The sequence below is a fragment of the Candidatus Mycolicibacterium alkanivorans genome (assembly GCF_022760805.1).
GTDB classification, from domain to species: Bacteria; Actinomycetota; Actinomycetes; order Mycobacteriales; family Mycobacteriaceae; genus Mycobacterium; species Mycobacterium alkanivorans.
In genome coordinates, this window is record NZ_JAIVFL010000001.1 from 2,325,243 (window position 1) to 2,346,815 (window position 21,573).

Annotated in this window: 19 protein-coding genes and 2 pseudogenes; 8 read left to right on the forward strand and 13 right to left on the reverse strand. The window is 66.9% G+C overall.

Annotated elements, in window-relative coordinates; all coding sequences use genetic code 11:
* Positions 1–28: 28 nt before the first annotated feature.
* From mmpH to manT, 3 genes are read right to left on the reverse strand one after another with little or no spacing between them, the layout of a single operon-like run.
* The gene (mmpH, locus tag K9U37_RS11660) at positions 29–1,105 is read right to left on the reverse strand and encodes an MMP endo-(1,4)-3-O-methyl-alpha-D-mannosidase (RefSeq protein ID WP_243071826.1); all 1,077 of its coding nucleotides are present in this window, start codon (positions 1,103–1,105) and stop codon (positions 29–31) included.
* Positions 1,089–1,820, reverse strand: a complete 732-nt coding sequence (locus K9U37_RS11665) for a class I SAM-dependent methyltransferase (RefSeq protein WP_243071827.1) — start codon at positions 1,818–1,820, stop codon at positions 1,089–1,091. The genes mmpH and K9U37_RS11665 overlap by 17 nt, the downstream gene beginning before the upstream one ends.
* Entirely contained in the window at positions 1,814–3,085 is a 1,272-nt protein-coding gene (gene manT / locus K9U37_RS11670) for an MMP alpha-(1->4)-mannosyltransferase (protein ID WP_243071828.1), read from the reverse strand. The genes K9U37_RS11665 and manT overlap by 7 nt, the downstream gene beginning before the upstream one ends.
* 134 nt (positions 3,086–3,219) lie before the next feature.
* On the opposite strand from manT, the gene K9U37_RS11675 reads away from it, so the two are divergent.
* Positions 3,220–3,474 carry a hypothetical protein gene (locus K9U37_RS11675; protein WP_243071829.1) on the forward strand — a complete coding sequence of 85 codons (255 nt, stop codon included), beginning with the start codon at positions 3,220–3,222 and terminating at the stop codon, positions 3,472–3,474.
* Positions 3,475–3,573: 99 nt separating this feature from the next.
* Positions 3,574–4,131 (forward strand): nicotinamidase, encoded by a 558-nt coding sequence (locus K9U37_RS11680; RefSeq protein WP_243071830.1) that lies wholly within the window; start codon positions 3,574–3,576, stop codon positions 4,129–4,131.
* 75 nt (positions 4,132–4,206) lie between these two features.
* Here K9U37_RS11680 and K9U37_RS11685 read toward each other — a convergent pair whose 3' ends face one another.
* The 4 genes and pseudogenes from K9U37_RS11685 to K9U37_RS11700 form a co-directional block, all read right to left on the reverse strand.
* Positions 4,207–4,863 (reverse strand): DedA family protein, encoded by a 657-nt coding sequence (locus tag K9U37_RS11685; RefSeq protein ID WP_243071831.1) that lies wholly within the window; start codon positions 4,861–4,863, stop codon positions 4,207–4,209.
* A 64-nt stretch (positions 4,864–4,927) separates the two neighbouring features.
* Positions 4,928–5,314, reverse strand: a pseudogene (locus tag K9U37_RS11690) (ABC transporter permease); the annotation flags it as partial.
* A gap of 102 nt (positions 5,315–5,416) precedes the next feature.
* The gene (locus K9U37_RS11695; RefSeq protein ID WP_243071832.1) at positions 5,417–5,584 is read right to left on the reverse strand and encodes a hypothetical protein; all 168 of its coding nucleotides are present in this window, start codon (positions 5,582–5,584) and stop codon (positions 5,417–5,419) included.
* A 212-nt stretch (positions 5,585–5,796) separates the two neighbouring features.
* Positions 5,797–6,909, reverse strand: a complete 1,113-nt coding sequence (locus K9U37_RS11700) for a polyamine ABC transporter substrate-binding protein (protein ID WP_243071833.1) — start codon at positions 6,907–6,909, stop codon at positions 5,797–5,799.
* A 101-nt stretch (positions 6,910–7,010) separates the two neighbouring features.
* Here K9U37_RS11700 and K9U37_RS11705 point away from each other — a divergent pair, with 101 nt between their 5' ends.
* The 3 genes from K9U37_RS11705 to K9U37_RS11715 all read left to right on the forward strand — a co-directional run bounded on the left by K9U37_RS11705 (position 7,011) and on the right by K9U37_RS11715 (position 11,738).
* Positions 7,011–8,408 carry an IS1380 family transposase gene (locus K9U37_RS11705; RefSeq protein WP_243069986.1) on the forward strand — a complete coding sequence of 466 codons (1,398 nt, stop codon included), beginning with the start codon at positions 7,011–7,013 and terminating at the stop codon, positions 8,406–8,408.
* Positions 8,409–8,880: 472 nt separating this feature from the next.
* On the forward strand, positions 8,881–10,122 hold the full coding sequence (locus tag K9U37_RS11710; RefSeq protein ID WP_243071834.1) for an IS110 family RNA-guided transposase: 1,242 nt from the start codon (positions 8,881–8,883) through the stop codon (positions 10,120–10,122).
* A gap of 374 nt (positions 10,123–10,496) precedes the next feature.
* Positions 10,497–11,738: an IS110 family RNA-guided transposase gene (locus K9U37_RS11715; RefSeq protein ID WP_243070569.1), complete on the forward strand. Its 1,242-nt coding sequence runs from the start codon at positions 10,497–10,499 to the stop codon at positions 11,736–11,738.
* 74 nt (positions 11,739–11,812) lie between these two features.
* Here K9U37_RS11715 and K9U37_RS20505 read toward each other — a convergent pair whose 3' ends face one another.
* The 3 genes and pseudogenes from K9U37_RS20505 to K9U37_RS11725 form a co-directional block, all read right to left on the reverse strand.
* Positions 11,813–11,938 (reverse strand): twin-arginine translocation signal domain-containing protein, encoded by a 126-nt coding sequence (locus K9U37_RS20505; RefSeq protein ID WP_372489504.1) that lies wholly within the window; start codon positions 11,936–11,938, stop codon positions 11,813–11,815.
* Between the two features lie 323 nt (positions 11,939–12,261).
* Positions 12,262–13,404, reverse strand: a complete 1,143-nt coding sequence (locus K9U37_RS11720; protein WP_243071835.1) for an acyl-CoA dehydrogenase family protein — start codon at positions 13,402–13,404, stop codon at positions 12,262–12,264.
* 44 nt (positions 13,405–13,448) lie between these two features.
* A pseudogene (locus tag K9U37_RS11725) lies at positions 13,449–13,574 on the reverse strand (lipid-transfer protein); the annotation flags it as partial.
* Between the two features lie 89 nt (positions 13,575–13,663).
* On the opposite strand from K9U37_RS11725, the gene polA reads away from it, so the two are divergent.
* Positions 13,664–16,327 (forward strand): DNA polymerase I, encoded by a 2,664-nt coding sequence (gene polA / locus K9U37_RS11730; protein WP_243073346.1) that lies wholly within the window; start codon positions 13,664–13,666, stop codon positions 16,325–16,327.
* 51 nt (positions 16,328–16,378) lie between these two features.
* On the opposite strand, the gene K9U37_RS11735 is transcribed toward polA, so the two are convergent.
* Entirely contained in the window at positions 16,379–17,503 is a 1,125-nt protein-coding gene (locus tag K9U37_RS11735; RefSeq protein ID WP_243073347.1) for a PrsW family intramembrane metalloprotease, read from the reverse strand.
* A 179-nt stretch (positions 17,504–17,682) separates the two neighbouring features.
* Between K9U37_RS11735 and rpsA the strand changes: the two genes are divergently transcribed.
* Both rpsA and coaE read left to right on the forward strand, forming a co-directional pair.
* Positions 17,683–19,134 carry a 30S ribosomal protein S1 gene (gene rpsA, locus K9U37_RS11740; RefSeq protein ID WP_243071836.1) on the forward strand — a complete coding sequence of 484 codons (1,452 nt, stop codon included), beginning with the start codon at positions 17,683–17,685 and terminating at the stop codon, positions 19,132–19,134.
* 75 nt (positions 19,135–19,209) lie between these two features.
* Entirely contained in the window at positions 19,210–20,418 is a 1,209-nt protein-coding gene (coaE, locus tag K9U37_RS11745) for a dephospho-CoA kinase (protein ID WP_243071837.1), read from the forward strand.
* A gap of 4 nt (positions 20,419–20,422) precedes the next feature.
* Here coaE and K9U37_RS11750 read toward each other — a convergent pair whose 3' ends face one another.
* Both K9U37_RS11750 and K9U37_RS11755 read right to left on the reverse strand, forming a co-directional pair.
* A complete protein-coding gene (locus K9U37_RS11750; protein WP_372489565.1) occupies positions 20,423–20,869 on the reverse strand; it encodes a hypothetical protein in 447 nt (148 codons plus the stop codon).
* Positions 20,870–21,010: 141 nt separating this feature from the next.
* Positions 21,011–21,538, reverse strand: coding sequence for a ribonuclease FAU-1 family protein (locus K9U37_RS11755; protein WP_243071839.1), 528 nt, complete (start codon positions 21,536–21,538; stop codon positions 21,011–21,013).
* Positions 21,539–21,573 lie beyond the last annotated feature (35 nt).

The window sequence follows — 21,573 nt, forward strand, 5'->3', positions numbered from 1 at the left end:
GGCTCCGGCGCGGCGGGCGACAAGCCCGTCAGCTCCTGACGCATTCACAGTCGTAGTCACCTTCGAGGCCGCGGGGCAGTTCGGCGGCGCGGAAGATGCCGCTGCCTCCGGTGGTCACCGACAGCGCATCAGCGGCCAGGATGACGGCCGCGCCGGTCCACGAGGTGCGTTCGACGGGCCAGCGCTTTCCGTCGGCGAACACCAGTCCGGTCCAGTAGGAGCCGTCGGCCTCGCGCAGATGCTGCATCGCGGCGAACTGGATCATCGCACGGTGGCGCTCACCCATCGCGTCCAGTGCCATGACCAGTTCGCAGGTCTCCGCGCCGGTCACCCACGGCCGGTCGTTGACGCAGCGGATGCCCAGACCGTCGACCACGAACTCGTCCCATCGCTGGGCGATCCGGGTGCTCGCCTCCGAACCACGCAGCGCGCCACCGAGAATGGGGTAGTACCAGTCCATCGAATGGTGCGGCTTCTCGGCGAAAGCATCCGGATGCTCGGCGATCGCGTGGCCGAGCCGGCCCAGTGCGATCTCCCATTCCGGCTGCGGGTCGTCGACGAAGTCGGCGAGCGCCAGCGCGCAGCGGATACTGTGGTACACGCTGGCGCAACCGGTCAGCAGCGCCTCCGGCAGCGCACCGGAAGGGCCTTGTGCCCAGTAGATTTCTCCTGTGGTGGTCTGCAGGTCAAGGACGAAGTCGATCGCCGCGCGAACGGTGGGCCACATCAGCTCGCCGAACCGGCGATCACGGGTCACCAGCACGTGATGCCACACGCCCGTGGCGACGTATGCGCAGAAGTTGCTGTCGCTGTTGGGGTCCTCGATCACGCCGCGGCGGTACTGGATCGGCCATGACCCGTCGGCCCGCTGCTCGCTTCGGCACCAGTCGTAGGCGGCGCGGGCGGGCTCGGTCAGCCCCGCCACGGTCAGTGCCATCGCACACTCGACATGGTCCCAGACATCGGTGTGCCCGGTTTCCGACCAGGGGATCTCACCCGAGGCTTCCTGCACGGCCGCAATCGATTCCGCCGTCTGGCGGCACTGCTGCGGAGTCAGCACCCCGGCTACGCCGGGCACGCCGTCGAGGTCAGCTCGCCGGGCCATCGGTGACCGGCTTCTCGAAGTAGAGCGCGACGCTCTTGCCCACCAGAGGGTTGAGCGCAGCTTCGGCGACCCGGGTGAGCTTCGGCTGTGACATCAAGTCCCACACCAGCAGCTTATGATACGCCTTGACCGCGGGATGCTCCGGCTTGTCAACGCCGACAGCGCATTTCAGCCACCAGAATGGTGTATGAAGACCGTGGGCATGCTCGGAGTGGGTGAACCTCAGGCCACCGAGGGTGAGTTTGGACCGCAGCTGGTCGGCCCTGTAGATGCGAATGTGGCCGCCCTCGTTGGCGTGGTAGGCGTCGGAGAGCAGCCAACAGATCTTCTCCGGAAGCCAGCGTGGCACCGTGACGGCAAGCGTTCCACCGGGTTTGAGCACTCGGATCAGCTCGGTGATCGCACCGTCGTCATCGGGGATGTGCTCGAGGATCTCCGAGGCGATCACCGTGTCGAAGCTGCCATCCGGGTACGGCAGGGCAAGCGCGTCACCGACCACCACCTGCGCCTTGGCCGACTCCGGCGCTTCACCGGCCTGACCCATCGCCTGCAGGATCGTGTCGACGTCGGCCAGTTCGGCGGCGTTCTGGTCGAAGGCGATCACGTTGGCGCCGCGGCGATATGCCTCGAAACTGTGCCGGCCCGCACCGCAGCCGACGTCGATCACCTTGCTGCCCGGTCCGACGCGCAACCGGTCGTAGTCCACGGTCAGCATGGTTCGTCGACCGCCTCGATGGTGTTGCGGACCCGACCGGTGCGGGCGATCGCCTGCTCGTAGACCCGCACCGTCTGCGCAGCCACCGACTCCCAGCTGAAGACGTCGAGCGCGCGCCGTCGACCCGCGGTGCCCAGCCAGTGCCTGCGCTCGGGGGACGACAGCTGCCGGTCGAGCGCGGCGGTCAGCTCGCCGACGTCGCCGGGGGTCACCAGATCAGCGCATTCCCCGTCGGGGCCCAGCACCTCGGGCAGCGCACCGGCGCGGCTGGCCACGATCGGCGTCCCGCTGGCCATGGCCTCCACGGCAGGCAGCGAGAAGCCCTCGTACAGCGAGGGGATGCAGGCGACCTCGGCGGAGGCGAACAGTGTTGCCAGCTCGGCGTCCGACAGACCGCTGGAGGTGTGCACGATGTCGGAGATGCCGAGTTCGGCGATCAGTTTCTCGGTCGGTCCGTTGGGTTCGAGCTTGGCGACGAGCTGCAGTTCCACCTCGTGCTCGGCACGCAGTTTCGCAACCGCGTGAAGTAGGTGGCCGATGCCCTTGAGTGGACGGTCGGCGCTCGATATCGCGATGATCCGGGCCGGAACCCGTGGCTGTTCGAGCGGTTTGAACAGCTCGGTGTCCACACCGAGCGGCACGACGTGTAACTGGTCGGGGCTGACGCCGAAGTCGTCGGCGATGTCGGTGGCCGACGACGACGACACCGTCAGCAGGTCGGGAATGCTGCGGGCGACCTTCTTCTGCATCTGCGCGAAGCCATACCACCTGTGCACCAACGGCTTTCGCCACCATTTGGCGGCGGCCAGATCGAGCACCCGGTCCCGGGTGATGGGGTGGTGCACGGTGGCCACTACGGGCAGGCCGTCGGCGGCGATCCGCAGCAGCCCGGTACCGAGGCACTGGTTGTCGTGGACCACGTCGAACTCGTCGCGGCGGGCGGCGAGCAGTCGTGCGGCGCGCAGGCTGAAGGTGCGCGGCTCGGGGAAGCCCGAGGTCCACATGGTGGCAAGTTCGAGCATGTCGATACGGTCGCGGATCTCACTGGGGCGGGGCACGCGGAACGGATCGGGCTCGCGGTAGAGGTCCAGGCTGGGAACCTCGGTCAACCGGACCCGGGGATCGAGCACCTCGGGGTAGGGCTGACCGGAGAAGACCTCGACGTCGTGACCCAGTTCGACCAGCCCACGGCTGAGGTGGCGGACGTAAACCCCCTGCCCGCCGCAGTGGGTCTTGCTGCGATACGACAGCAACGCAATTCGCATGCTCACGCTCCTGCCATGGCCACGACGGATGAGGGCGGGTTACCCGCCGGGCTCCCGCAAGTCATCGTGGAAGCAACCGGACACCGGCAGCGAGCTGTCTGGACATGTGTCTGGACTATAATTCGATTAGCTACATGTTGCAACGTAGGCCCTCACCGCACGGTTTGCTCAGCGACTGGTTCAGTGAGATGCACTACCACTTCGACCACATTCTCGGCTCGGCGGGGTTTCCCGACGCCGTCAGCCCGGCCGCCGCCGCAGTGCGCGCACCCGACCACCAGGGCGGCCCGGATGCCGTGTACGTGCCGGGCCACAGCGCCGTGGTCGACGCCACGGTCAGGCCCACCACGCACGACACCGGGCTGCCGCCGGCTGAGGAGAAGAAGTAGCCCTGGGTGCGGTACCTTTTGCCCGGGAATCCTCTTCTGGCGATTCGGCGGTATCACTGTACTGCTGTGCCGCCCGGCGTTCGCCGATACGGTGGCAGGGTGCGGGCGCTGATCATCGTCGACGTGCAGAACGACTTCTGCGAGGGTGGGTCGCTCGCGGTGGACGGCGCCACGGGGGTGGTGCGGGCGATCAACGCCCTGCTGTCGGGCCACCACGGGTACGACCATGTGGTGGCGTGCAAGGACCTGCATGTCGATCCCGGTGCGCACTTCGCCGACAAGCCGGACTTCGTCGACTCTTGGCCGCGGCACTGTGTGGCCGGAACAACCGGCGCCGAGTTCCACCCCGAATTGGACACCGCACCCATCGAGGCGGTGTTCCTCAAGGGCGCGTACACCGCTGCCTACAGCGGGTTCGACGGTGTCGCCGACGGCATCTCGCTGGCCGACTGGCTGCGCGACCACGGAGTCGACGAGGTGGACGTCGCCGGCATTGCGACGGACTACTGCGTGCGCGAGACGGCCTCCGATGCCGTGCGGGCGGGTTTCAGGACGAGGGTCCTGGTGGACCTGACGGCCGGGGTCGCCCCAGACTCGACCGCGCGCGCCCTGACCGAACTGCGCGATCGTGGAGTGGAATTGGTTCGCACGGCCTGATGTCCACCGCGCCGTGCACCGCATTGTCGACCATGGCATTTAGCGTCCCGGGATTCGGGTCACGCAAACCGGTCGTCACTTGGCGTGGCGCAGCGTCTCCCAATCGTGCTCGGCCTCGAGTTGCGCGATGAGGTTGCGGGTGCGTTCCTTCAACAGCAAGGTCAGTCCGATGCCAGCGATGATCGCGATCACCAGGGCAACCCAGGAGAACCGGGACAGCCACTTCTCGGCCGCCAAGCCTAGGTAGTACACCACCGCCGTGGTACCGCCGGCCCAGCACACCGCGCCCGCGGCGTTGGCGGCCAAGAAGTAGGGGTAGCGCATGCGCAGCGCGCCGGCCAGCGGGCCGGCCAGGATTCGCAGCAGCGCGATGAAGCGGCCGAAGAACACCGCCCACACCCCCCATCGGGAGAACAGCTGCTCGGCCAGAGCGACGTGGCCCGGGCCGAAGTGTTTGGGGAAGCGCTTGCCGAGCCTCTCGAACAACGGCATTCCGAACCGCCGCCCGATCGTGTAGCCGATCGTGTCACCGATGATTGCGCCGATGGTGGCGGCCGCGCCTACCCAGACCGGGGAGATGTCGAGGGTGTGTCGCGATGCCAGCAGCGCCGCGCTCACCAGCGCGATCTCCCCGGGCAGCGGGATACCGAGGCTCTCGATACCGATGATCAGGCCCACCGCCAGGTACACCGCCAGCGGTGGGATGGACTCCAGGATCGACTCGATGTTCACCCGGCAAGAATGCCGTATCGTCGGCGGTTGCCGGCGTGAACCGCCGTCTTCTCCGCGAGCAAGCTCAGATGTCCCGCTTGCGTCGGTACAGGGTTCCCACACCGAGCAGCAGCAGGCTGATCGCCAGGATCGCGGTGGCCAGCACGTTGATCTGAGGCGGCACAGCGGCTTTCACCGCCGCGTTCACGTAAAGCGGATAGGTGACCGTGGAGCCGCTGACGAAATAGGTGATGATGAAGTCGTCCAGCGACAAGGCGAACGACAGCATCGCCGCCGCCACGATGCCCGGGACGATCAGCGGCAGCGTCACCTTGAAGAACGTCCGAGTCGGTCCGGCGCCCAGGTCCAGCGAGGCATCCTCGAGCGTCCAGTCGAAGCCACGGACCCGCGCACGCACGGTCATGGCGACGAAGCTGATCTCGAAGGCCACATGCGCGATCAGGATCGTGGACGTACAGCGGCAGGACCATGAAGATGATCCAGTCGTAGGTCAACCCGCCGATCACCACCCAGCCGTCGTCAGCCAGGATGGTCTTCCACGCCAGCGTGCGAATCAGTGGAACGTGACGAAGAACGGCAGGATCACCAGACCCAGCAGCAGGTTCTTGTACCGGCCGGCCTTGAACGCAATCACGTAGGCCAGCGGGAAGGCCAGCAGTATGCACAGCACCGTGGCGGAGAAGGCGTAGCCGAACGAGCGCAGGATCTGGTCCCTGTACATGCTCAGGGCGTTGGTGTAGTTGCTGAAGTTCCAGCCGAAGGTGAGCTTTCGGCAGGTACACCGACCCGCCCATACTCGACAGCGAGGTCCGGAACAGGGAGACGAATGGCACCACGTAGAAGACCCCGAGGTACGCGAGCGCCGGCAGGATCATCAGGTACGGAGCCAACTTGCTCCGCTGCCGGCTGCTACCGGCTACACCGGCCATCGGGTCAGCCGCCGGTAACTTCGGCGTAGGCCTTGTTGAACTCCTGGGTCTGCTCGTCGGTGAGTGCAGCCCACGACTTGAGCTTGTCCAAGGTCGCCTTCGGCGGGTTGATCAACGGGTTGGAGGCCAGGCCCGGGTCGATCCTGTTCAGTTCGTCGGTCATGTCCGACAGCACCGGCACGTACTGCGTGTGCGCGATCAGCTTGGCGTAATTCGCCCGGTCGTAGACGTAGTTGATCCACTCCTCGGTGGCCTTCTGGTTCTGCGTGGTGTACGGGATCACCATCGTGTCGACGAACGTCGTGCCGCCGCTCTCGGGCACCACGAACTTCAGGTCCGGATTGTCCTTCTGCAGCTGCACCACGTCACCCGAATACGCTTGGGCGATAACGCTATTGCCCGCCGCGAGGTCGTCGGCGTAGTCGTTTCCGGTGAACCGCCGGATCTGGCCCTTGTCCTTCTGCTCCTTGATCAGCTCGACGGCCTTCTGGACGCTTTCCGTCGTGGGATTCTCGAGCGATCCGCCCTGCGAGAGCATGATCATGCCCAGGCCGTCCTGCATGTCGGACAGCAGGCTGATCTTGCCCTTGAAAGCGGGATCCCACAGATCGTCGATCTTGGTGATGTCGCGACCGGTGGCGGCCTGGTTGTAGGCCAGCGCCGTCATTCCGGACATGTACGGCGCACTGAACTTGCGGCCCGGGTCGGCTTTGGCGTCCATGAGGTCGGGGCGCAGGTTCTTCTTGTTGGTCCAACGGCTTTCGCTGATCCCGTTCAGCCAGCCCAGGCTGTTGAGCCGGGCGGCCAGGAACTGCGTCGGCACCACCAGGTCGGCGCCAATGTCCTGTTTGCGGGACAGCGGCTCCTTGTTCTTGGCGAACCATTCCTCGTTGTCGTTGAAGTCTTCCTTGTAGTCGACGGTCAGGCCGGTCGCGGTCTGGAAGGCGGCCACGAATCCGTCGGCCATGTACAGCGGCCAGTTCGAGATCCGCAGCTTGCCGGTCGCCGGCTTGCCGTCGTCGGACGGGGTCGCGGGGCCGCTGGCGCTGCCCGACGAGTTGTCCGACGTGCTACACGCGGCGAGGAATGACGGGCCTAGCCTCGATTTTTCGCGCAATGCCCCGGGTGGAGTGTGTTGATACGCGAAAGTGCCTGTCCTGCAAGGAATAATAGGACTTCTTAACGGTTCCATTAGCCTGGCTGGAAGGCACTTCGCAGGTGAAGAGTAGCGCAGCGGTTTCCCGAGTGAAAGTGTCCGCGGATGGTCATGGCGTCGTGTCTCACGCCGGGGTGGGGATGCTGCGGGAACTGGCGGATCTGTCCGGGCTGTCGGCGGGGGTCACCGCGGCGTTGGCCGACACCTATCGGGGCCCGTGGATCTACCCGCCGGGGGCGGTGTTCGCCGATCTCGCCGCGGCGGTCGCTGACGGCGCGACCTGCATCGACGGGGTCGGGCAGTTGTGCGGGGACCGTGAGCACGTGTTCGGTCCGGCCGCCTCGACGACCACGATGTGGCGGCTGGTCGACGAGCGGATCGACGCCGCGCACCTGCCGGCGATCCGGGCGGCGCGCTGCGATGCGCGGGCGGCGGCGTGGGCTGCCGGGGCTGCGCCGGCCGCTGGCAGGTGGCTGCACATCGACCTCGACGCCACCATCACCATCGACCATTCCGACAACAAGGAGAACGCGGCCGCGACCTGGAAGAAGACCTACGGTCACCACCCGCTGCTGGCGTTCCTGGACCGCCCCGAGGTCGCCGGCGGCGAAGCGCTGGCCGGGCTGCTGCGAGCGGGCAACGCCGGCAGCAACACCGCCGCCGATCACATCACCGTGTTGGGCTGGGCGCTGGAATCGCTGCCGGCCGCCTACCGACCCGACCCGCACGATCCCACCGCCCACAAGATCCTGGTGCGGTCGGATTCCGCCGGTGCCACGCACAAGTTCGCCGCCGAATGCCGCAGGCAAGGGGTGGGGTTCTCGTTCGGGTTCGCCGTCGACGCCCGCGTGCGCGACGCGGTCGACACCCTCAACCTCGCCGAGGCCTGGTATCCGGCGATCGACTCCAGCGGCGCGATCCGCGACGGCGCCTGGGTCGCCGAGGCCACCGGCCTGGTCGAGATGAGCAGCTGGCCCGAGGGCACCCGGCTGATCCTGCGCAGGGAACGCCCCCACCCCGGCGCGCAGCTGCGGTTCACCGACGCCGACGGGATGCGGGTCACCGCCTTCATCACCGACACACCCAACGGCGTCGTCGACGGGCAACTCGCCGGCCTGGAGCTGCGGCATCGCCAACACGCCCGCGTCGAGGACCGCATCCGCGAGGCCAAAACCACCGGGCTGCGCAACCTGCCCTGCCACGGCTTCGATGCCAACGCTGCCTGGCTCGAAATCATCCTCACCGCAACCGATCTCGTGGCCTGGACCAAACTCATCGGCTTCGCCGACCAGCCCGACATCGCCGGCTGCGAGATCGACACCTTCCGCTACCGCGTCCTGCACGTCGCCGCCCGCATCACCCGCGCCGCCCGACGCACCCACCTGCGCATCGACGCCACATGGCGCTGGGCCCACGCCATCGCCACCGCATGGCAGCGTCTGCGCACCGCCTTCGGTTGACCACCGCACCACACGTCCACCACGACCCGAAAGACCCACCGGCCCTGGAAAGCCCGCCACACCGAGCGACACCGGCCAAACCGTCACACCCACCCACCGAAACCGCGCCCGAACAGCCCCAGCCGACCCCGAACCGCACTCCGACCAATTCGCACGCAAAATCGAGGCTAGCTTTTGAGGGGCTGCGCCCCGCCGTGGTGGGCGAAAATTTGCTGCTCGTCCGCCGGTCGGGTACGGGGTTGTCTCAGCGGTGGCCCGGGTTGATGCTGATGGAGTGTTTCGGTCGACCCCGGTCGCTCTATGTTGCCATGTGAGCCCGCAGGCTAGCTTGGGGTGGAGGGCACATCTTGTCCACGGGAACCGTGGAATGTTGCCGTCGAGCACGAGTGTCAGATTCCTGTTTCACTCCCGCCCTCCCCGAAACACCCTCCACAACAAGGAATTACGGTACATCAGATTGAGGTGATGGGTGATGGATGTGATGCACCCGCGGTGCGCGGGGATCGACTGCTCGAAGAAGGACGCCAAGGTCTGCATCCGGGTGCAAGGCCACGGCCGGCGGGCCACCGCAGCGACGGTGACGACCTGGGGCGCGACGACCAGCCAGATCCTGGCGCTACGTGAGCACCTGGTGGCAGCCAAGGTCAGCTGCGTAGTGATCGAGTCCACCAGCGACTATTGGAAACCGTTCTACTACCTGCTCGACGACGAACTCGACGTGGTGCTGGTCAACGCCGCCTCGGTGCGAGGCCTACCCGGCCGCAAAACCGACGTCTCCGATGCCGCGTGGCTGGCCGATCTGGGCGCCCACGGGCTGGTGAAGGCGTCGTTCGTGCCTCCGGCGCCGATCCGGGCGTTGCGCGATCTGACCCGCGCCCGCACCGTGATCACCCGCGAACGCACCCGCGAGGTGCAGCGACTGGAGAAACTGCTCGAAGACGCCGGCATCAAACTGTCCTCGGTGGCCACCGACATCACCGGCGTCTCGGGCCGGGCGATGCTCGAAGCGCTGATCGCGGGCCAGCGTGACCCCGCTGCCCTGGCCGATCTGGCCCGGCGCCGGCTGCGCTCGAAGATCCCGGCCTTGACCGAAGCGCTGACCGGACGCTTCAACGACCACCACGCGTTCATGGCGCGACTGTTTCTGGACCGCATCGACGCCCACACCGCCGACATCGGTCGACTCGATGAGCGCATCGAGGCGGCGATGGAACCTTTTCTCCCGGCCCGGGACCTGCTGATGAGCATCCCGGGATTCTCCCGGATCGTCGCTGAAGTGTTCATCGCCGAAACCGGCGGCGACATGAGCGTGTTCCCCACCGCCGGGCATCTGGCATCCTGGGCGGGAGTCTCGCCCGGTTCCAACGAGTCCGCCGGACGGGTCAAATCCACCAAAACCCGGCCCGGCAACCGCTACCTCAAGGGCGTCCTCGGAATCGCCGCGCTGTCCGCAGCCCGCTCCAAGAACACCTACTTGTCCGCCAAATACAAGCGCATCGCCACCCGACGCGGCCCGATGCGCGCCATCGTCGCCATCGAACACGCCATGATCACCGCCGCCCACAACATGCTCACCAACGGCGACTTCTACCGCGACCCCGGCGCGAACTACTACACCGCCCACCAGCCCGCCCGAACCAAATCCCGGGCAATCAACCAACTCGAATCCCTCGGCTACCGAGTCACACTGGAACCACTCACCCAGTCTGCATAACCCGCCAAACAAGCAGGGTCACCCGTTGTGGTCACCCAATTTTCGTGTCAGCAATTCAGGGGCGCTGCGCTGGCCCCTCCGTGGGGACGGAAAATGGTGGCGACCTCACCTGTGCCGATGGTCGACGCCGACTCTGGCGTGATACCGCGTGAAGGGTGCAGGCTTTCCAGGTGTGTGTTGCGGCCAACCCCGATCAGCCTGTGGTGCCGGTGAGCCTGCGTGTCAGCATGGTGGTGGAGGGCATGATCGTCATCCGCGGGGACCGTGGAGTGTTGCCTTCGAGCACGAGTGAGAGATTTCTGTTTTACCCCCGCCCTCCCCGTAACCCACACGCCTGCAATGAAACTGCAATGGGAATGCTGAGGTGATCGGCGATGGAAGTGATACATCCGCGGTGCGCGGGAATAGATATCTCAAAGAGGGACGCCAAAGTCTGCGTCCGGGTCCAAGGCTCTGGGAGCACACCGACATCGGCCACGGTGACGACGTGGGGTGCGATGTCGGGTCAGATCCTGGCGTTGCGTGAGCACCTGCTCGACCAAAGGGTCAACTGTGTGGTGATGGAAGCGACGGGCGATTATTGGAAGCCGTACTTCTACCTCCTCGAAGACACCCTGACGGTGATGCTGGTCAACGCCCACGACGCCCGCAACATGCCGGGCCGCAAGACCGATGTCTCCGATGCTGCCTGGCTGGCCGATTTGGGTGCGCACGGGTTGCTACGCGGATCGCTGGTGCCGCCCCAACCAATCCGGGAACTACGCGATCTCACCCGCGCCCGCACCACCCTGACCCGCGACCGCGCACGGCAGGTGCAGCGCATCGAGAAAGTCCTCGAGGACGCCGGCATCAAACTGTCCTCGGTCGCCACCGACATCATGGGAGTCTCGGGCAGGGCGATGCTGGAGGCCCTCATCGCGGGCCAGTCGGGGCCGGCGGCGATGGCAGATCTGGCCCAACGCCGGATGCGCTCGAAGATCCCGACCCTCACCGAGGCGCTGACCGGCCGGTTCACCCCCCACCACGGATACTTGATCAGGATGCACCTGAATCTGATCGACCAGTACGGGCAGGCGTTAGCCGACCTCGATGACAGGATCGGCGTGGCGGTGACACCTTTAGCGGCGGCCCGGGAACTGCTGACGAGCATCCCGGGCGTCTCAAGGATCGTCGCTGAGGTGCTGCTCGCCGAGACCGGCGCCGACATGAGCGTATTTGCCACCGCCGGGCATCTGGCGTCGTGGGCGGGCACCGCACCCGGATCCAACGAGTCCGCGGGCAAGGTGAAGTCGACCAAAACCCGGCACGGAAACCGGTATTTGAAAGGGGCCCTCGGGACTGCCGCGCTAGCCGCGTCCCGCTCGAAGGGAACCTACCTCTCAGCCAAATACCGGCGTATCGCCGCCCGTCGAGGTCCGATGAAAGCACTTGTTGCACTCGAACATTCCATCCTCGTGGCGGTGTGGAACATGCTCACCAACGGCGAGTTCTACCGTGATCCCGGCGCCGACTACTTCACCCGCCGTATCCCAGCCAAAACCAAGGCACACGCGATCAGTCAGCTCGAATCCCTCGGCTACCGAGTCAGCCTCCAACCCCTCACCAACACCGCATAACAACAACGCGCCAACCTCGATCACCCCACCCGCCACAGCTGGCGAGTCACCCACGCACGCCTCACCAGCTGTGGTCACGTGAATTTTCGTGAGAGAGAGAGAGAGAGGACCAAAGCCGCGGCGGCAGCGGCGCCGCCGCCGATGAACCGGCGTCGGGACGCGGACTGGGCGAAGATGCGGGGGTCGATCCCATTGGCCATGAGCCGTGGTGCCTTTCGTAAGGGGGCGGAGGGTAGTCGAAAGTGATTGTGAGATCGACGACCTTGGCGCGCACCGACGCGACGTCACCGGTGGGCGGTTCCACCGAGATCCGCACCGCCGGCCGACGGCCACAGCGATCGGTCGCCCTCCGTCACTAAACCATCGCGGATTCGCCGGACATCCGCAACCGATTCCGCAACGAAGTTGGATTTTTGCGATGGATTCCCTCGTCGAGACCGCGGTACGAGCGCACCTTACCGTGGAACGGCACCTCGGCGTCGGTGTCGATGGGACGGATCGTAGCCCGGTTCGGGCCTGGCGATCAGGGCTTCGTTAGGCCCCGCGCGATAACCAGCCGCTGGATCTGATTGGTTCCTTCGAAGATCTGCGTGATCTTGGCTTCCCGCATGTAGCGCTCGACACGGTAGTCCCGGGTGTAGCCGACGCCGCCGAGCACCTGCACGGCGTCGGTGGTCACCTTCATCGCGGCATCGGTGGCGACGAGCTTGGCGACGCTGGCCTGCTGCGAGTAGGGAAGTCCGGCGTCGCGGCGCCGGGCCGCATCGAGGTAGGTGGCCCGGGCGCTGGCCACCGCGGCAACCATGTCGGCCAGCAGGAAGCCCAGCCCCTGGTGGTCGATGATCTTGCGGCCGAATGACGTTCGCTCGTTGGCGTAGGCGCAGGCCTCGTCGAGTGCGGCCTGCGCGATGCCGACGGCCACCGCGGCGATACCCAGCCGCCCGGAGTCCAGTGCACTGAAGGCGATCTGCAGACCCTGACCCTCGGCCCCGACGAGGCGGTCGGCGTCGACGACCGCGTTGTCGTAGAACGCCGAGGTGGTCGGCACGGCGGCCAGGCCCATCTTCTCCTCCGGCTTACCGAAGCTCAGGCCCGGCTGGTCGCCGGGGATCAGAAAGCAGGACACCCCCTTGGAACCCTCACCCGTCCGGGCGAACAGGGTGTAGAAATCGGCCCGCCCGCCATGGGTGATCCACGACTTCGAGCCGTTGATGACGTAGCCGCCCTCGGTCAGGGTGGCTGCGCAGCGCAGCGCCGCGGCATCCGAGCCGGCCTGCGGTTCGGACAGGCTGTAGGCGCCGATCTGGTCGCCGGACAACATGCCGGTCAGCCAGCGCCGCTTCTGCTCCTCGGTGCCGAAGGTGAGTAGCGGGTGACAAGACAGGCTGTGCACGCTGACCGCCACCGCGACCGACGCCCAGCGCGCGGCGAGTTCCTCGAGCACCTGCAGGTAGACCTCGAACGGCTGGGCGGCGCCGCCCCACTCCTCGGGCTGAGTCAGGCTCAGCAGTCCCGCTTCACCGAGCTGGGCGAAAACACCTTCGGGGTAGGTCTCGGAACGCTCGTGCTCGTCGACGACGGGGCTGAGGATCTTGTCGGCGACGTCGCGGGTCAGGGCGATCAGATCGGCGGCGTCCTGATTGGGCAACAGGCGGTCGACGGGCATGGCTGGACCTCTCGATTGGTACTGGGGATAGTACTAAATGCCGTGGCGGTGGAATCCGTTGCGATGTCGGGCGATTCGGGCGGGTGCTGCGGGTGGTTCGGGGTGACCGTCGACACTGCCCGCACCGACGGCACACCCGCTACCGAACCCAGATGCTTTTCGGCTACCGACCGCAACAGGATCAGCTGCCTGGGTGTCGGCGGCGGTGCCTAGAGTTAGGGCCGTGACGGCGAGCGCGACGGACGAAAAGCCCACACTCATGCTGTTGGACGGCAACTCGGTGGCCTACCGGGCGTTCTACGCGCTGCCCGCCGAGAACTTCAAGACCAAGAACGGTCTGACCACCAATGCGGTGTACGGCTTCACCGCCATGCTGATCAACCTGCTGCGCGATGAGCAGCCCAGCCACATCGCCGCCGCGTTCGACGTCTCGCGGCAGACGTTCCGGGTGGACAAGTTTCCGGAGTACAAGGCCGGCCGGTCGGCCACTCCCGACGAGTTCCGCGGCCAGATCGACATCACCAAAGAGGTGCTCAACGCGCTGGGCATCACCGTCCTGGCCGAGCCGGGCTTCGAAGCCGACGACATCATCGCCACGCTGGCCTCCCAGGGTGAGCGGGAGGGCTACCGGGTCCTGGTGGTCACCGGTGACCGCGATGCACTGCAGCTCGTCAGCCCCGACGTGACGGTGCTTTATCCCCGCAAGGGTGTCAGCGACCTGACCCGCTTCACCCCGGAGGCGGTGGTGGAGAAGTACGGGCTGACACCCGCGCAGTATCCGGACTTCGCGGCTCTGCGGGGCGATCCGAGTGACAACCTGCCCGGCATTCCAGGCGTGGGGGAGAAGACCGCGGCCAAGTGGATCGTCGAGTACGGGTCCCTGCAGGGGCTCGTCGACAACGTCGAGTCCGTGCGCGGCAAGGTCGGGGACGCCTTGCGGGAGAACCTGTCCAGCGTGGTACTCAACCGCGACCTCACCGAACTTGTCAAGGACGTGCCCTTGGCGCAGACGCCCGACACTCTGCGACTGCTGCCGTGGGACCGCGACCAGATCCACCGGCTGTTCGACGACCTCGAGTTCAGGGTGCTGCGCGACCGGCTGTTCGACACGTTGGCCGCCGTGGAACCCGAAGTCGACGAGGGCTTCGACGTCCGCGGCGGGCCGCTGGAGCCCGGGACATTGGCGGCGTGGCTGGCCGAGCATGCCGGCGACGGACGTCGCTCCGGTCTCGCGGTGGTCGGCACCCACGCCGTGTACGACGGTGACGCCACCGCGCTGGCCATCGCCGCCGCCGACGGCGACGGTGCCTACCTCGACACCGCCACTCTCACACCCGAGGACGAAGCCGCACTCGCTGCCTGGCTGGCCGACCCGGCCAAGCCAAAGGCGTTGCACGAGGCCAAGATCGGCATACACGACCTGGCCGGGCGGGGCTGGACGCTGGCCGGCGTCACCTCCGACACCGCCCTGGCGGCCTATCTGGTGCGGCCTGGCCAGCGCAGCTTCGCGCTCGACGACCTCTCGCTGCGCTACCTGCGCCGCGAGCTGCGCGCCGATAACCCTGAGCAGCAACAGCTTTCGCTGCTCGACGACAGCGAGGGCGTCGACGACCAAGCGGTGCAGACCCTGATCCTGCGGGCCCGTGCGGTTGCCGACCTGGCTGACGCGCTCGACGAGGAGCTGACCCGCATCGACTCGTCGTCGCTGCTGGGCGAGATGGAACTGCCGGTGCAGTCGGTGCTGGCCGGGATGGAAACGGCGGGCATCGCGGTCGATCTGGACAAGCTGGACACCCTGCACCGAGAGTTCGGCGACCAGATCCGTGAGGCAGCCGACGCGGCGTACGCGGTCATCGGCAAGCAGATCAACCTCGGCTCGCCGAAGCAGCTGCAGGTCGTGCTGTTCGACGAGCTCGGCATGCCGAAGACCAAGCGCACCAAGACCGGTTACACCACCGATGCCGACGCGCTGCAGTCGCTGTTCGACAAGACCGGGCATCCGTTCCTCGAGCACCTGCTGACCCACCGCGACGCGACCCGGCTCAAGGTCACCGTCGACGGGCTGCTGAAGTCGGTGGCCGCAGACGGCCGCATCCACACCACGTTCAACCAGACCATCGCCGCGACCGGCCGGCTGTCGTCGACCGAACCCAACCTGCAGAACATCCCGGTCCGCACCGACGCGGGCCGCCAGATCCGCGACGCGTTCATCGTCGGCGGCGGCTACGCCGAGCTGTTGACCGCCGACTACAGCCAGATCGAGATGCGGATCATGGCGCACCTGTCCAAGGACGAGGGCCTCATCGAGGCTTTCCGAACCGGGGAGGACCTGCACTCGTTCGTCGCCTCACGGGCCTTCGGCGTGCCGATCGACGAGGTGACGCCCGAGCTGCGACGCCGGGTCAAGGCGATGTCCTACGGATTGGCCTACGGGCTGAGCGCCTACGGCCTGGCCGCCCAGCTGAAGATCTCCACCGAAGAGGCCAAGGTCCAGATGGACCAGTACTTCGCCCGGTTCGGCGGGGTGCGCGATTACCTGATGGATGTCGTCGACCAGGCCCGCAAGGACGGCTACACGTCCACGGTGTTGGGCCGGCGGCGCTATCTGCCCGAGCTGGACAGCAGCAACCGGCAGGTCCGGGAGGCCGCCGAGCGGGCCGCGCTCAACGCCCCGATCCAGGGCAGCGCCGCCGACATCATCAAGGTCGCGATGATCAACGTCTGGCACGCGATCAAGGATGCGGGCTTGAAGTCCCGGATGCTGCTGCAGGTGCACGACGAGCTGCTGCTCGAGGTGGCCGATGGCGAGCGAGACGCCGTCGAGGAGCTGGTGCGCGACAAGATGGGCGGCGCCTACCCGCTGGATGTGCCGCTCGAGGTGTCGGTGGGATACGGCCGCAGTTGGGACGCGGCAGCGCACTGACTGACCCGCGAGGGTGCGCGTCGGCACGCCGACACGCCGCATTGGCGCGCATTACGCGCACGTTCGCCGATTGGTGAGCCACTGCAGTGCCGGCCCGGCGGCGGCTCGCGCGGCGACCACGCCGTCTACTTCCTCCTGCTGAAGGGCGAACACCCGGGCGTCGCCGAAGCCTCGCTCGATGCGGTCACGGACGAACGCCAGCTCGACCACCTGGTGGGTGAACTTCTTCACCCCGATGCCGGCCTGCCGGCCGCCGAATCCGGTGGCGGCCGCCACGGCCTGCTTGCGGGTCTTGATCGACCCCAGCCACGCCGTCTCGGCGGGCAGCACCAGGCCCGCGGCCACCATCCCGGGCAGCTTCTCGGCGACGATCTTCTGCTCGCGTCGCCGGCTGCGGACGGCCAGCACGATCGCCAGGAAGAAGATCGGCATCATCCACACCGCATACAGCCCGAAGTAGGCGCCCGGGCTCGCCAGCGCCGAGCCGTTCCACAACCCGTGCATCACCACCGCCGCGACGAAGCCCAGTCCGACGTAGCCGACCTTGGCCAACGTATTGCGTTGCTGTAGAGCGAAATACACGCCGATACCGGTGAAGGTGGTGAACAGCGGATGCGCGAACGGCGCCATGATCAGCCGCATCGCGGCGGTGGCCAGCGAGGTGGCCAGCGTCTCGCCGTCGGCGATGTAGAAGATGTCCTCCAGCCATGCGAAACCCACCGCCGGCACGCCCGCATACACCAGGCAGTCGGTCAGCGAGTTCAGCTCGTTGCGGCGCACCCCGGTCATCATCAGCAGCAGGAACAGGCCCTTGGCGGCTTCCTCGATGACCGGTGCTGCGACGGCGACGGTGAAGAAGGTGGTCTCCTGCTGGCCCGGGTTGATCGCCGACTCGACGATCAACTCGAGCACCACCGACGCCAGGATCGCCACCGACGCGCCCCACAGGAACGCCAGCACCAGCAGCCGGGGCGGCTCGGGCTCCCAGCGGTCCAGCCACAGGTAGGACAGCAGCACCAGGCTCATCGCCACCGTGGACAAGACGAAGCCGATCGCCGTCCCGGCCGGGTTCACCGCGGTCAGCAGGATCAAGATCAGCCCGGCGATGGTGCCGAAGACGATGATCACCGCCAGGGGCGCTCCGACTTTGCGGACGGGCCGCGGGAACGGCGGCATCGTGGCGTAGGACACCAGAGGAGGGTAATCGGCAACATCGCCGGCAGGGGCCTGCCAGACCCGAGTTTGTCCAGCGTGTGCCTAGTCGAGTAGTCTCGGATGGTACCTGTGCGCACTTTGCGGGTACATCACCTGAACACTGTCCCTACGAGCGACCCTGTCCGGAGCAACCCAACAATATGCCAAGTCCCACCGTCACCTCGCCGCAAGTAGCCGTCAACGACATCGGCTCGGCAGAGGACTTCCTCGCCGCCATCGACAAAACCATCAAGTACTTCAACGATGGCGACATCGTCGAGGGGACGATCGTCAAGGTCGACCGGGACGAGGTTCTGCTCGACATCGGTTACAAGACCGAAGGTGTCATTCCTTCCCGTGAGCTCTCCATCAAGCACGACGTGGACCCCAGCGAGGTTGTGTCCGTCGGCGACAAGGTGGAAGCCCTCGTCCTCACCAAGGAGGACAAGGAAGGCCGCCTGATCCTGTCCAAGAAGCGCGCCCAGTACGAGCGCGCCTGGGGCACCATCGAGGAGCTCAAGGAGAAGGACGAGGCAGTCAAGGGCACCGTCATCGAGGTCGTCAAGGGCGGCCTGATCCTCGACATCGGCCTGCGCGGCTTCCTGCCCGCGTCGCTGGTCGAGATGCGTCGCGTCCGCGATCTGCAGCCGTACATCGGCAAGGAGATCGAGGCCAAGATCATCGAGCTGGACAAGAACCGCAACAACGTGGTGCTGAGCCGGCGCGCCTGGCTGGAGCAGACCCAGTCCGAGGTGCGCAGCGAGTTCCTCAACCAGCTGCAGAAGGGCGCCGTCCGCAAGGGTGTGGTCTCCTCGATCGTCAACTTCGGCGCGTTCGTCGACCTCGGTGGGGTCGACGGCCTGGTGCACGTCTCCGAGCTGTCCTGGAAGCACATCGACCATCCCTCCGAGGTGGTTCAGGTGGGTGACGAGGTCACCGTCGAGGTGCTCGACGTCGACATGGACCGCGAGCGCGTCTCGCTGTCGCTGAAGGCCACCCAGGAAGACCCGTGGCGTCACTTCGCCCGCACCCACGCGATCGGCCAGATCGTGCCGGGCAAGGTCACCAAGCTCGTTCCGTTCGGCGCGTTCGTGCGCGTCGAGGAGGGCATCGAGGGTCTGGTGCACATCTCCGAACTGGCCGAGCGCCACGTCGAGGTGCCGGACCAGGTTGTGCAGGTCGGCGACGACGCCATGGTCAAGGTCATCGACATCGACCTGGAGCGCCGCCGGATCTCACTGAGCCTCAAGCAGGCCAACGAGGATTACACCGAGGAGTTCGACCCCAGCAAGTACGGCATGGCCGACAGCTACGACGAGCAGGGCAACTACATCTTCCCCGAGGGCTTCGACGCCGAGACCAACGAATGGCTCGAAGGCTTCGACAAGCAGCGCACCGAGTGGGAGGCCCGCTACGCCGAGGCCGAGCAGCGGCACAAGATGCACACCGCCCAGATGGAGAAGTTCGCCGCGGCCGAGGCTGCCGCGGCCGAGCGTCCGGCTGGCAACGGAGCGTCCTCGTCGTCCTCGAGCTCGGGTGAGTCAGCAGGCGGCTCGCTGGCCAGCGATGCCCAGCTCGCGGCCCTGCGCGAGAAGCTGGCGGGCAACGCCTAGCAGCTCAGCCGTCGAGATTGAAACCGCGCAGGAAGCCTTCGGGCTTCCTGCGCAGTTTCGTTTCTAAGGAGAATGATGCTTCGGATCGGATTGACCGGCGGTATCGGCGCCGGTAAGTCGACGGTGTCCGCCACGTTTTCCGAATGTGGGGGCATCGTCGTCGACGGGGACGTCATCTCCCGCGAGGTGGTCGAACCGGGGACCGAGGGACTGTCCAAGCTCGTCGACGCGTTCGGGGCGCGCATCCTGCGGCCGGACGGCGCGCTGGACCGTCCCGCGCTGGCCGCGATCGCCTTCAGTGACGAGGACAAGCGTCAGACCCTCAATAGCATCGTCCATCCGCTGGTGGCACACCGCCGCTCGGAGCTGATCGCCGCCGCCGGTGAGGATGCGGTGATCGTCGAGGACATCCCGCTGCTGGTCGAGTCGCACATGGCGCCGATGTTCCCGCTGGTCGTCGTCGTCAACGCCGACCCCGAGGTCCGGGTGAAGCGGCTCATCGACCACCGCGGTTTCACCGAGGCCGACGCCAGGGCCCGCATCGCGGCCCAGGCCACTGACGAGCAGAGAAGACTGGTCGCAGACGTGTGGTTGGACAACTCGGGCAGCGAGGGCGAACTGGTCGAGAAGGCCCGCGACCTCTGGTATCAGCGCGTCCGGCCGTTCGCGCACAACCTCGCCACCGGCACGCCGGTGCACGGCGCTCCCGAGGTGGTGTCCGCCGATCCGAGCTGGCCCGGCCAGGCCCGCCGGATCATGGCCCGGCTCAACACCACATGTGGGCACCGTGCCGTGCGGATCGACCACATCGGGTCGACGGCGGTGCCCGGTATGGACGCCAAGGACGTCATCGACATCCAGGTGACAGTCGCGTCGCCGGAGGTCGCCGATGAGCTCGCCGACGACCTGCTGCGGGCGGGCTACCCGAGGGTGGCGGCCGTCACGTCCGACGCGCCGAAGTCCGATGCCCGCAGTACCGATGCCCGGTTCGACCGCGATGAGGATACGTCGTTGTGGCACAAGCGGTTTCACGCCTCGGGCGACCCCGGCCGGCCGACCAACGTCCACATCCGGGTGGACGGCTGGCCCAACCAGCAGTTCGCGTTGTTGTTCGTGGATTGGCTGGCCGCCAACCCCGCAGCGCGGACCGACTACCTGGTGGTCAAGCGGTCCGCGGCTCAGCACCACGACGGTGCGCGCTACACCGAAGCCAAGGAGCCGTGGTTCCTCGACGCCTACCGGCGAGCGTGGGCGTGGGCCGATGCGACCGGCTGGCGCCCCTGAGCGGTCAGGCAGCCGCGTCCGGGCCGCTCGGAGGTGCCACCTGCGCCGGGTTGGGCTTGTTCAGCGGCGCGCCGCACTGCAGCGTGCCGTACAGCGGGTCATCTCTGGGATGGAACAGCCGCGGGGCGATGAACTGATCGGCCTGGGTGACGGTCTGATCGTCCACCAGGATCTCGCAGTGCAGATTCGATCCGTAGGGCCACTGGATGGAGATCTCCATACCGGCCTGTTCGGGGTCGGTCAGCACCGTGTTGACCTCGAACGTGACGCCGGGCAGCAGTGTCGGCTGGTCGCTGTTGACGTTGGTGTCGTCGATTTTGTAGGCAACGACCGCACCGCGCGAGGTGCCGTCGGCGCGCGCGCGGTAAGTCACGTTGTGCAGCACTTCGCCCGCGGGTGGCGGAGGCGGGGCCGGCGACGGCGGCGCGGGGTCGGCATCTGCCGGGCTCACAGTCAACTGAGAACCTGCGAGTACGATCGCACCACCTACCGCCGCAGCCAGCCTGCGGCGCCTGCTGAGGCTCATGCCTAGCGAGAATACCTGTTGGGCGTGCGGCATCGATTCGGGTGGCCGGGCGAGGCTGCCGAGTTGCTAGCGCCAGAACAGGTCCATGCCCTGGGCCGCCAGCCAAGAGGTGAGGTCGTGGCCGTGCCGGGCCAGCCCCTCGACCGCAGCCAGGGCCCGCCGGACCGCCGCCTCGGCCGTCCCGGTGCTCACCAGGCCGTGTCGGTGCGCCTCGAGCAGCTCGTCGGCGTCGAGCAATTCGGTGCGGTCCCCGGTGTAGACGACCAGGTCGAGGTAGTGGTCTTCGGTCTGCCAGACGGCGTCCGCGGGCGCGATGTGGCCGACGTCGAGGTAGTAGTCCTGCTCTCGCTCGTAGCCCGGGTTGAAGTGAAAGACGTTGGCCCGGATGCCCAGCGAGGGCAGCAACCAGGACTCCAGGTAGTGGAACTGAGCGCGACCGGGGGTGGGCCGGGCCATGTAGAGGCCCCACGGACGGATGACATATTCGTCGACGGCGCGCGCGATGCCCTTGTTGTCGGTGTTGGTTCGCGCGGCGATGTCGAAGGTCTCGCGTTTCGGGGGGTGGACGTGCGCGGTCCCGGGCGCTTCGGGCACGGCGTCAGCGTACGGGCCGGGAGGATCGGCTGCGG